The sequence below is a fragment of the Nitrosomonas sp. Nm84 genome (assembly GCF_003201565.1).
Classification (GTDB): domain Bacteria; phylum Pseudomonadota; class Gammaproteobacteria; order Burkholderiales; family Nitrosomonadaceae; genus Nitrosomonas.
On record NZ_QJJP01000002.1, the window covers coordinates 123,968 to 136,119 of the forward strand.

Sequence of the window (12,152 nt, forward strand, 5' to 3'; positions counted from 1 at the left end):
AGAGATTTCAGTGTTTGCTAATTCGCATGCATTTGAACACTCATTCGGTTTCCAAGCGTTTTGCAGGACCGCATTGTTTCTAGAGTTGGAATAAACTGTTCTATATGGCCTGTTGCTTGGTAAAGTCTTTGACGCGGAATCCTAACAACCATAGCGCAGCGAAGTAGCCGGATGCACCTGCAATGATTATCCAGCTTAACCGGCCAATGCGTGTTATTGTAGAATCAGTTAACCAGGAAGCATCACTGTCTGTCGCAAACCATAGTATCAACCCCATGACCGTCAACGCAATGAGTATTTTCAGAAAGAACATCCTCCATCCTGGTTGCGGTTGATAGATTTCATGACTGCGCAACTTGTAATATAGTAATCCTGCGTTAAGACAAGCGCCTAAACCGATAGCCAATGCTAATCCGGCATGTTTGAGAGGAATGATAAAGGCGAGATTCATCAGTTGTGTGGCAACCAAGGTGATGACGGCGATTTTTACCGGTGTTTTGATATTCTGGCGTGCATAGAATCCCGGTGCGAGTACTTTCACCAGAATTAATCCAGGCAATCCTATACTATAGGCAATTAATGCTTCACGTGTCATCCATACATCATGATCAGCGAATGCGCCGTGGTGAAAAAGCGTTGTGATTAAGGGTGTTGCTAATAACGCTAATGCCAGCGCAGCCGGTAATGTCAGTAGTATCGTCATACGCAGACCCCAGTCGAGCAAGCGGGAGTATTCGTCATGACTGCTGCTGTTGTAATGTCGAGCCAGTGATGGCAGCAAGATGGTACCCAATGCAACACCCAATAGACCAGCCGGGAATTCCATTAAGCGATCAGCATAATAAAGCCAAGAAACGCTGCCGGTAATCAGCAGCGAGGCAAAAATGGTGTTGATCAGCAGACTGATTTGACCTACGGATACGCCAAAAACTGCCGGGCCCATTAATTTGATTACACGCCAAGCGCCGGTATCCGGATTGCTGAAACGGATACGTGGCAATAACTTGAGGCGTAGCAGAAATGGTACCTGGAAAGCGAGCTGCAATACACCGCCGATAAAAACTGCCCAAGCCAGTGCCAAAACCGGTGGGTCCAGTAAAGGTGTGAGCCACAGTGCGCAACCGATAAATGATAAGTTCAAGAACGCCGGTGTGATTGCAGGAACATTAAATCTGCCATACGTGTTGAGTATGCCTCCCGCCAGCGCCACCAAGGAAATAAATAAAATGTAGGGGAAGGTAATCTGCAGGAGTTCAACTGTCAGACTGAATTTCTCCGGATCGGCAGAAAATCCCGGTGCGCTGACATAGATGATCAGCGGTGCTGCCACAATGCCAACTACAGTGACAATGAACAGCGTGATGCCCAAGAGCATGGTGATATGATCAATCAAACCGCGGGTTTCTTCGGGCGTGCGGGTGTTTTTGTATTCAGCAAGTATTGGAACAAATGCCTGCGAAAATGCGCCTTCAGCAAATAATCGCCGTAACAGGTTAGGAATGCGGAAAGCAACAAAGAAGGCATCCGTCGCCATGCCTGCACCAAAAATCCGGGCGATCATGATGTCGCGTACAAACCCGAGAATACGCGAGATGAAGGTCATGCTGCTGATAGCAGCGAGGGCTTTGAGTAAATTCAATGGCGTTTAAGTTTCTTGCAAACAATGGGAAGAATTGAAAAATTCTGTGAGATTCATATCAATCTACCCTTGGCTCATTGATCTGTGTTTTTTAAACCAAAGTTAGATAGAAAAAGTGGTTACAGTTGTTACTTATCGTTAGAAAAAACGCCCTAGTTTTTTTAATAAACCTTCTTCAGACCAATTCCATTGTAAGCAGTATTCTGCACCCAGTTTCGGATCTTTAATATTTGCTTCAATTTTTGTTTGTCCGGTCACAACAGGCGGCAGCAGTGCTTCTTCTTTACCATGATGTTTGCAGAAGAACCTAGCTGAAGAAATAGTGCGGCCCTCGGGTAATTCAACGACCAGATGCAATTGTCGTGTGTCGTTATCAACAATGTGGGAAAGGATTCCTTCTGTTTGTGTAAAAGCATCCTGGTACTCATACGATAGAGTCAGGTCACAACCATTAATTACTTTTAATTCAGGTGGAAACTTCATGCAAACTTGGTAGTCGCCATTGTCTTTTCTTTGCTTAGACAGATCGCCATTGTTAACTCTGAAATTACTAATACTTCCGATGGCGCGAATATTTCTAAAACAATATTCCGAGTTATCAACGTGACAAGCCGTTGTCATTTGTGTTTGCGTCAATGTTGCTTTATTTCCGGCAGTGTCATGAACAGTCAGTATTTTTCTTAAATCTGCGATGGTAAATGTAAATTTGTTTTGTTTGATTTGATCATAAACCAGTACCAATCCACAGATAGCGAATATTAACCCAATTACAACATGATCAGTTAGCAATGCCACCAAGACACCGAAAACAATAAGCGTTACATTGATGTAGAAAATAAGTTGGTTGGGTTTATCAAACATCCTAGACTCCTCAATTAGCTGATATATTTTTGTGTATTATCTAAGCGCTGAGTTTATCAGAGAGAAGCATGCAAAAAAAGCAAGATGGATGGCAGATCAGGGTTAATTCCATAAAAATTTGTGTTTAGTTTATTGTACTGGTCAGTATCAACGTTAAATGGCTTCGAGTATGGCACCTATATTTTTCCATATATACGGTGCAGAATGTCGCGCAGATACAATGAAAATAGCACGATAATGATTACAGGCCTTTAAAAAATGTTTTCGAGGCAACCCATATGAGGCAAAAACAGGCGAGAAAGCGCAGTTTATGCATATTTTTAGCCTGCTTTTAACACCGCAGCAGCATACAGCCCGTTAAAGTTTAATTTACTTAAGTCGTTAGAATCAAAATAATTAATAGCGTCGCTATAAAATCATTGGTTAGATTCTTAAATAAATAAATAAATCAAACTTACCTGGAATAACGTTATGAAAATTCTTGTTAATTTCAAATCCGGATTTAAGCAAACATTCATTGTTCCCAAATGTATGCTGGCAGTGGAATTCAGAAATATGGCTAAAACAATTGGTGGCAGTATAGAAAGTATTGAATTTTCATTACCTCCTCGTCGTCAATCAAGCGTCTCTGGATCAGAGTCCCGAGAAGGAGTTCTTCAACTTCCTGACAGGCACTAACACTCAATCACACTGATTCGTTCCGTTCGCTTAGAACGGGATATCATCATCCATATCATCAAATCCACTTGCACCCCTGGCTGAAGAAGATCGATTAGGAGCAGAATTGTCTTCTTCATGATCAGGAGATTCAAAACTGCCGCTTCCTGATCGACTGCCCAGCATTTTCATATCGCTTGCAATAATATCTGTTGTATAACGCTCCACACCGTTTTTATCCGTCCATTTTCTGGTTTCCAGTCTGCCCTCAATATAAACAGAGCGGCCTTTCTTTAAGTATTCTCCCGCAATTTCTGCGAGTTTTCGATAAAAAGTCACACGATGCCATTCAGTCTTTTCCTGCTTTTCACCATTCTTGTCTTTCCAGGTATCTGTCGTCGCCAATGTGATATTGGTTACTGCGTCACCATTTGACATGTAGCGGGTTTCCGGGTCTTTTCCCAAGTTACCAATGAGTATGACTTTATTGACTGATGCCATTTATGTTTCCTCCCCAAGCAATTTAATCACTTTTTCTTCATCAAAACCTTTCATGTCAACTTTCAGATAGGCGACACCTTCGTTAGCCAGCACCAAGGCTTCATATACACCTGATATTGCCGCAAGCTGACGTGATAGCTCTCTGGATTTATCCGAATCCATTTCTTGCACATGATACATCTTGGAACGCACGGCAGCGGGAGCTTTCATAGTGACCGCAAGTATCAACCATACGATCAGTAAGGATCCGCAAAATGTGTATAACGCGTAGCTTCCATATACTCCAAATAAATAACCACCCGCTGCCGCTCCTGCAAAAGCGCCCAGAAACTGCGTGCTGCTGTAGACACCAATCGCCGTTCCCTTTGCACCAACCGGTGCAATCTTCGAAATCAGGGATGGCAGGCTGGCTTCCAGCAAATTGAATGCCGTGAAAAAAACCAGTAACGCAAAAGCTGTACCCCAAATTGAATCAAAGTTAATTGCTAACAATATCTGTCCTATCAACAACATAGCGATAGCTGAAATAAATACAAATTTTAACTTTGCTTTTTTCTCGGCGTAAATAATTGCCGGAATAATTAATACAATCGACAACAACAGAACCGGTAAATAAATCTGCCAGTGATCGTCGGCTGCCATCCCTGCTTGGCGCAAAGTGAGTGGCACAACCAGCCATAACGCCATCAACGTGGCGTGTAAAGCAAAAATACCGTAATTTAAACGCAACAACTGTGTATCGCGTAATACGCTGCCAAAACTTGCAGGCGATGCTTCCGTATCTGAATGAAAACGGCTGATTTGCGGATCAGGGATGATTTTCTTGACTACAAGCATTGCTAGCAACGCTAATACGCCTGTCATAGCAAAGATTCCTGGCACGCCAATCCATTGATTCAAAACTGGAGCGGCAATTAAAGAAATGGCGAAAACAGTGCCAATCGTCATACCGATGGTTGCCATGGCCTTGGTGCGATGCTCTTCGCGCGTGAGATCCGCTGCGAGTGCCATCACAGCAGCCGAGATTGCGCCGGCACCTTGAACGATGCGCCCCAATATTACCCAGTAAATATCGGTTGCGACAGCAGCAATCAGACTACCGATCGCAAACAAAATCAAACCCAAATAAATGACAGGCTTACGTCCGATACGATCAGACAACCAACCGAAAGGAATTTGTAAAATGGCTTGTGTCAAGCCATATGCACCTAGGGCAATGCCGACCAGCGTGTAATTGTTTCCACCGGGCAAGTCCTCGGCATAAAAAGCAAATACCGGCAAAATGATAAATAATCCAAACATTCGCAAGCCATAAACGCTTGCCAGACCGATGGTCGCGCGCAGTTCCACGGGAGACATTTTTTCAGATGAAGTTGGTACAGGCATGAATCAGGTTGTGATATTTCCAGAAAGTTGGGTATATTAGCAGGTTGACTCATACATAGATAGTTCATGGAATCCATAAAAATACGCGGGGCGCGCACCCACAATCTGAAAAACATCCAGCTCGATCTGCCGCGTAACAAGCTCGTTGTCATTACCGGGCTATCAGGATCGGGCAAATCCTCACTGGCATTTGATACACTCTATGCGGAAGGTCAGCGTCGCTATGTGGAATCACTTTCAGCTTATGCGAGACAGTTTCTTCAACTCATGGAAAAACCCGATGTGGATCTGATTGAAGGGCTTTCACCTGCAATTGCCATCGAACAAAAAGCAACCTCGCATAACCCGCGTTCGACTGTGGGCACGGTGACTGAAATTCATGATTATCTGCGTTTGCTATTTGCCCGGGTTGGTGATCCGCACTGCCCCGAACACAATATTATCCTGACCGCACAAAGCGTTTCGCAAATGGTCGATCATGTGCTGCAACTTCCACTCGACACGCGATTGATGATTCTTTCACCGTTGATCGTGGAACGCAAAGGCGAGCAGGTTGAGTTATTTGATGAACTACGCGCGCAAGGTTTTATCCGCTTGCGCATTGATGGGGAAGTGTATGAAATTGATGCAATGCCCAAGTTGCAGAAAACCAAGAAACATACGATTGAGGTTGTCATTGATCGCTTGAAGGTTGCTCCAGATGCCAAGCAACGGCTTGCCGAATCATTCGAGGTAGCATTGCGCCATTCCGATGGACGTGCGCTAGCAGTTGAAATGGATACTGGCCAGGAACACCTTTTTTCCGCCAAATTCAGTTGTCCCATATGTAGTTATTCGTTGTCCGAACTAGAACCCAGATTATTTTCATTCAATAATCCATTGGGTGCCTGCCAAAAGTGTGATGGCTTGGGACAAATTACCTTTTTCGATCCAGCGCGAGTAGTCGCTTTTCCACATCTGTCACTGGCCGCAGGAGCGGTAAAAAATTGGGATAGACGCAATCAATTTTACTTCCAATTATTAACAAGCCTTTCTAAACATTATGATTTTGACTTGGAAACGTCATTTGAGAATCTGGATGACTCTATTCAGAACATCGTTCTGCATGGTTCTGGCAAAGAAAAAATACATTTTTCCTATTTAACGGAAGGGGGGAAAAAGCACCAGGAGACACATGCTTTTGAAGGAATCATTCCCAATCTGACAAGACGTTATAAGGAAACAGAGTCACAGACTGTACGTGAAGAGTTGGCAAAATATCTCAATGCACAAACCTGCCCGGAATGCCAGGGTACGCGTTTATGCCAGGCTGCGCGTCATGTGCATGTTGCCGGACGGGCGATTTTTGAAATTAGCGCATTCCCATTGAAAACGGCCAAACTATTTTTTGACCAAATCGAATTATCTGGCCATAAGCAATCGATTGCCGAGCGGATTATCAAGGAAATTTCCAGTCGTTTGCAATTTCTCAACAATGTCGGATTGGATTACTTATCGCTGGACCGTTCGGCGGATACGCTGTCTGGCGGTGAATCCCAACGTATCCGCCTTGCCAGTCAAATCGGTTCAGGCTTGACCGGTGTCATGTACGTTCTGGATGAACCTTCCATTGGCTTGCATCAACGTGATAATGGTCGCCTGCTGGATACGCTTAAAAATCTGCGCGATCTCGGCAATAGCGTCATTGTGGTCGAACATGATCAAGATGCCATACAAATTGCGGATTATGTGGTGGATATGGGACCTGGCGCTGGAGAGCACGGTGGTTTTGTTGTTGCTCAAGGTGATCCGCACGCTATTCAGGGAAATAACGATTCTCTGACCGGCAAATATTTATCGGGGAAATTATCGATCAAAATACCGGAGCAACGTCATGAGCCTATAAAAGATCGCATACTGCGAATTGATGGTGCGTCCGGTAATAATCTCAAAAACGTTACGCTGAACCTCCCGGTGGGTTTATTTGTGTGCGTAACAGGCGTTTCTGGATCCGGCAAGTCGACGCTCATCAATGAAACACTGCATCGCGCAGTAGCTCGACACCTTTATGCTAGCAATGCCGAACCCGCACCCTATCAACACATTGAAGGTCTGGCTTTTTTCGATAAAGTCATCAATATGGACCAAAGTCCTATCGGACGCACACCGCGTTCCAATCCTGCAACTTACACCGGGCTATTTACACCCATTCGGGAATTATTTGCCGGTGTACCGCAAGCGCGCGAACGCGGTTATGCGCCTGGTCGGTTTTCCTTCAATGTCAAAGGCGGGCGATGCGAAGCGTGTCAGGGCGATGGCGTGATTAAGGTGGAAATGCATTTTCTACCGGATATCTATGTTACCTGCGATGTATGCCATGGCCGGCGTTATAATCGTGAAACTCTGGAGATTCAATATAAAGGCAAGAATATCAATGAAGTGCTGCAGATGACTGTGGAAAATGCACTTGAATTCTTCAGTGCAGTACCGGCCGTTGCACGTAAATTGCAAACACTTTTGGAAGTAGGGCTTGGCTATATTACGTTGGGACAATCTGCTACGACGCTTTCCGGCGGTGAAGCGCAGCGGGTAAAGTTATCGCTGGAGCTTTCCAAGCGTGACACGGGGCGCACGCTGTATATTCTGGATGAACCCACCACGGGTCTGCATTTTCAGGATATTGATCTACTGCTGAAAGTGTTACACAGACTGCGGGATCATGGTAATACCGTGGTAGTGATTGAGCATAATCTGGATGTCATCAAAACTGCCGATTGGATTATTGATTTGGGACCGGAAGGCGGCGACGGCGGCGGTTGTATCATCGCAGAAGGCGCGCCTGAAACGATCGCAGATAATAACAACAGTTTCACCGGTTATTATCTGCGGCCCATGCTCACAAAATGAATCCACGCAACTGTTTGCTGGAAAGTTTCTCAGTTGCAGTTAAAGCAGCAGATCCACTGCATATCGTACCGCAACATCTGCCCGATCCTCCGAGAGGCCGCACGTTCGTTGTCGGTGCTGGCAAAGCATCTGCAGCTATGGCGCTGGCGATTGAGAATTCCTGGCCTGCCAATGCGCAGCTGAATGGCTTCGTTGTCACTCGCTATGGGCATGCGCTCCCTACGCATAAAATTAGAATAATCGAAGCCGGACACCCCATTCCTGACGAGAATGGAGAACAAGCATCGAGAGAAATTTTAGCTGCCGTCAAAGCGTTAGGACCTGAAGATTTATTGCTGTGCGTGTTCAGTGGCGGAGGGTCCAGCTTGCTTTCCCTGCCAATCGATGGTGTTTCATTACGGGAACTTAAAGAAGTTACACGGCAACTGTTACGGTGTGGTGCCAGTATTCAGGAAATCAACACCGTCCGCAAACACTTATCGGCTATCCAGGGAGGTAGACTGGCTGCAGCTTGCAAGGCTCCCATAATGGCGTTAATTATTTCCGATGTGACCGGAGATGCAGCAACCCATATTGCCTCTGGACCTTGTGCGCCCGATCCGACCAGCTTTTCTGATGCGCTGACCGTACTTGATCGCTACCATTTGGATGTGACGCCAGCAGTCAGGCAGGTTTTATTGACAGGAGTGGAACGCGCGGTCGATGAAACACCCAAACCCGGCGCTTCCGTCTTTACCCGTGTTGAAAACAGAATTATTGCCAATGCTCATCAATCACTGATGGCAGCGGCGGACTATTTCCAGAGTCTCAACATTGCCACCTTGATACTCGGCGACACAGTAACCGGGGAATCCCGGGAAATTGCCAAAGGCTATGCAGCGCTTGCCAAAGAAATCCGCTTACACCCGCAATTGTTAAGGGCACCCATTGTGTTGTTATCGGGTGGTGAAACGACAGTCACTATCCGGGGCAATGGACGTGGAGGTCGTAATTCAGAGTTTTTATTGTCACTGCTGATTGAGCTTGACGGTCTGGAGAAGATTTATGCGCTTGCATGTGATACCGATGGGATAGACGGCACAGAGAATAGTGCCGGAGCACTTTTGACACCCGATTCATTCATTCGTGCCAAGGCGCTTGGATTGAATGCTGCCGCATTTTTAACCAACAATGATGCTTATACATTTTTCCGGCACTTGAATGATCTAGTGGTGACTGGACCGACCTATACCAATGTCAATGATTATCGCGCTATTCTTATTCTTTAATCGAACACGCGCAATCAACGAAATCGGTTCGCGGATTCCGATCAATTTGTATGGATGATAAAATCAATCCCTGGTGAAACCATTTTTTGATGACATACTCATAAAACTCCTGATTTCTCGGTGTTTGATAAGCCAGAGCCAGTGCTTTGCCACGCTCTGTAAGCACAACATGCCCTAAATCCAGAGAATTGTTTGCATCATTCTGAAAGCCTATTTTTGTCGGCTTACCGCAATAAAATAGCCGTGTATGCTTACCAAATCCTTTCTTAACAAAACCATTGGTATCGAAAATAATTAAACCAATTGCGTCAAGACGTTTTAATGTTGCTGATGTAATCCCTTCTTTTGTATACACCACATTTGTCACGTCAAAGATCAGTGGCAGCGGATCGCCTTGAATCCATAAGAATTGACACAAGGTATCAAAAAGTTGCCGGTCATTTTGGTTCAAGTCCGACGTAAAATTTATGTTACCGCTCGGCAAGCTACTTTCCGCGCGGAATGCTCTGGGCGTAATGAATTGTACAAATATTGCCAATAAATTACTTATTTTCATACCTGAACTAATTCCCGGATTTTTCTTCCACTTTCTCAAGTGTCTTTTCGGTAGGTTGGGATTCTGTTGCGGGTGCATCTCTCTGAGCATCTTCTTTAACCGTTTCTACTGGTGCATCGGCTTTATCTTTGTGTTTCGGCGTATCTTTTACTTTGCGAGATTTAATCTCTTTATTGATTTCAGCAAGAAATGCAATATTATCCTTCCGCTGTTTTTCACTTTTATACCAAGATGCACATGTGACTGTACCCATAATTATTAATAGGACATTCATGACATCAATGCCATCAAGAAAGAAAAATGCTACGCCGGTTGAAATGGCAAATGCTCCTAAGAATGCTGTGAACAACCATAATTTCGAGCCGGATCCTGTATTATTATTTCGGCTACTCCATGTTTCCAGGCTGTCACGCGTCGTAATCAGTTCTTCATCTGTCCATTTTTTCATACTCATAATTACATAATCTCCGCTAAAAGTTTTTCAATAATTTCCTGAAGTATAAATTTACAGCAGGAAAAAGACTAATCGGATTTACTATATTTCTTTCTAAAAATAAAAAAGGCACCTACTGGTGCCTTTTTTATTAAGTCAACTTTGCTGATTAGAAATTGTGACGCATACCCACTGAGTAGGTATTGCTATCTCTGAACAACGAATTTCTATCATCAACCATGGCACGTTGGTAACCACCAAAAAGGCTCGAACGTCTGCTGAGGTTATGTATCAAGCCAACTGTGAAGCTACTTACTTCACGCTTTGCTGCTAAAGCGGTTGCATTAGCATCTGTCATACCACCCTGAGCGATTACACTAGTATTGCCCCAATCATACTGACCACCCGCAAACCACAGATGACCGTCACCGCCCAAATTCATTGCTGAATTACATTGTCCACGAGTATCGCCTAAGCCTGTTCCGGGATTACCTAATGCAGCAGCATTGCTACAGGTTGCTGCGCCAACCGCATTGCTGACTCTTTCGTATTGACCACTGAGCTTGAAGTTTTGGAAACTCCACATTGCACCACCACGCCAAACGTGTTCATTGTTGTTCAAACCAAGATTAGTTCTTTGACGGGTACTGATGTTGTCGCGAGAGTATCCACCAAATACGCCCATGTTATGTCCCGCTACTTGCGCTTCATATTTACCTGCGACTTGGAAGTCCCATTCACCATCTTCACCACCCGAATTAGAGTTGCTTCCTTGGAAAGAGCCTGATGGACTGATAACGTTTGCTGGATCCAATCTATTGGAATCGCCAGGCATAATGATACCTGCAAAGCTGAAGCCTTCAACTTTTGGTGAATCATAGCGAGCGGCGCTATTTACAAAGGTTTGAGCACCTGAACCTAAGCCATTGGCTGAAGCAGTCATGGTGCCACCGCTACCAGAAGCTTGCAGAGTCGTGTATGCAAATGGATCAATAGTCATACCACCCGCAAAATCTTTAAATGGTGATTGAACACGGCCAAACTTTACTTCACCCCAGCTATCGTTAGCTAATGCAACCCAACGTTCCCGTGCGACTCCTAAAGCACCACTACCTGTATTGAAACCATATTCAACATGTGCTTTTGCTTTTAGTCCACCGCCCAAGTTTTCGGTGACATGTGCGCCCCATCTTGAACGACCGGTATCATCACCGATAAGGGCTTGACTACTTTGACCATCCTTGTTAACTGTAGCATACTCAGCTTGAACACTACCGAAAAGTGTCACATTGGTTCCTTGTGCTGATGCAACCATTGGGACTGCAAGTGCACCGGCTACTGCCAGCGAAATAAGTTTCTTCTTCATACGGAAGTTCTCCTTTAATGTTAAAGCGACTGGGGGCGTCATATTTTTACCTTGCTACACTCCGGTGGAATGTACCCCGTTGTTCGGACCCACCATGTTGGAAGGTTTGATTGGATTGTGCCCAACACGGAAATGTATCGCAAGGAAAACAAGCAAATTTTGTAAATTAAATAACAACTGTGTTGTAAATAGACAACATGGTTGTTGCTTTTCTGGCTATAAGATTTCGTTATTTATTTAGTTATCAATTACATGCAATGTATTAATCATCTCATTCAAGATAATTCCGATCTTGAGCCTAGCAGACCTGCATTGTTTCTAATTGAACTGCGATTTTCTGCTCAGAAGCCCAATACAATAGATATTATCTGATTGTATTGCCAGATGTATTTGATCATTGTGTTGACAATCACCGCGTAATTAAGCGGCGATATTGATTGACCAGACTGAAGAAGATTTAACTTGTGATTCCCCGTGGTTCTGCCACGGGGATAGGGGTGCAGAGCGCGCGGAGCAAATTTATTCCGAGCACGTGAAATTTATGACCACTTCACTTTCTGATGAGATTGTGATAATTCAGCTTATTAGTTTAGACTGCA

At 44.6% G+C, this 12,152-nt stretch carries 10 protein-coding genes; 3 read left to right on the top strand and 7 right to left on the bottom strand.

Annotation, left to right across the window (positions count from 1 at the left end):
• Positions 1–100: 100 nt before the first annotated feature.
• Together murJ and C8R34_RS02130 are read right to left on the bottom strand one after the other, a co-directional pair.
• The gene (gene murJ / locus C8R34_RS02125; protein WP_110337348.1) at positions 101–1,639 is read right to left on the bottom strand and encodes a murein biosynthesis integral membrane protein MurJ; all 1,539 of its coding nucleotides are present in this window, start codon (positions 1,637–1,639) and stop codon (positions 101–103) included.
• A gap of 138 nt (positions 1,640–1,777) precedes the next feature.
• Positions 1,778–2,500 (bottom strand): hypothetical protein, encoded by a 723-nt coding sequence (locus C8R34_RS02130; protein WP_110337350.1) that lies wholly within the window; start codon positions 2,498–2,500, stop codon positions 1,778–1,780.
• Between the two features lie 471 nt (positions 2,501–2,971).
• Between C8R34_RS02130 and C8R34_RS02135 the strand changes: the two genes are divergently transcribed.
• A complete protein-coding gene (locus C8R34_RS02135; RefSeq protein WP_110337352.1) occupies positions 2,972–3,178 on the top strand; it encodes a hypothetical protein in 207 nt (68 codons plus the stop codon).
• Between the two features lie 30 nt (positions 3,179–3,208).
• Here the strand turns inward: C8R34_RS02135 and ssb are convergent, their stop codons facing one another.
• Both ssb and C8R34_RS02145 read right to left on the bottom strand, forming a co-directional pair.
• On the bottom strand, positions 3,209–3,658 hold the full coding sequence (ssb, locus tag C8R34_RS02140) for a single-stranded DNA-binding protein (protein WP_110337354.1): 450 nt from the start codon (positions 3,656–3,658) through the stop codon (positions 3,209–3,211).
• A complete protein-coding gene (locus tag C8R34_RS02145; RefSeq protein WP_110337484.1) occupies positions 3,659–5,017 on the bottom strand; it encodes an MFS transporter in 1,359 nt (452 codons plus the stop codon).
• Positions 5,018–5,110: 93 nt separating this feature from the next.
• On the opposite strand from C8R34_RS02145, the gene uvrA reads away from it, so the two are divergent.
• Complete coding sequence (uvrA, locus tag C8R34_RS02150) at positions 5,111–7,930, top strand: excinuclease ABC subunit UvrA (RefSeq protein ID WP_110337356.1); 2,820 nt, start codon at positions 5,111–5,113, stop codon at positions 7,928–7,930.
• The gene (locus C8R34_RS02155; RefSeq protein ID WP_110337358.1) at positions 7,927–9,198 is read left to right on the top strand and encodes a glycerate kinase; all 1,272 of its coding nucleotides are present in this window, start codon (positions 7,927–7,929) and stop codon (positions 9,196–9,198) included. Before uvrA ends, C8R34_RS02155 begins: the two co-directional genes overlap by 4 nt.
• Here C8R34_RS02155 and C8R34_RS02160 read toward each other — a convergent pair.
• From C8R34_RS02160 to C8R34_RS02170, 3 genes are all read right to left on the bottom strand, one after another.
• The gene (locus C8R34_RS02160; protein ID WP_110337360.1) at positions 9,188–9,754 is read right to left on the bottom strand and encodes a DUF2806 domain-containing protein; all 567 of its coding nucleotides are present in this window, start codon (positions 9,752–9,754) and stop codon (positions 9,188–9,190) included. The two genes, C8R34_RS02155 and C8R34_RS02160, sit on opposite strands and share 11 nt — an antisense overlap.
• A gap of 7 nt (positions 9,755–9,761) precedes the next feature.
• A complete protein-coding gene (locus tag C8R34_RS02165) occupies positions 9,762–10,208 on the bottom strand; it encodes a hypothetical protein (RefSeq protein ID WP_110337362.1) in 447 nt (148 codons plus the stop codon).
• Between the two features lie 148 nt (positions 10,209–10,356).
• The gene (locus C8R34_RS02170; protein ID WP_110337364.1) at positions 10,357–11,553 is read right to left on the bottom strand and encodes a porin; all 1,197 of its coding nucleotides are present in this window, start codon (positions 11,551–11,553) and stop codon (positions 10,357–10,359) included.
• Positions 11,554–12,152 lie beyond the last annotated feature (599 nt).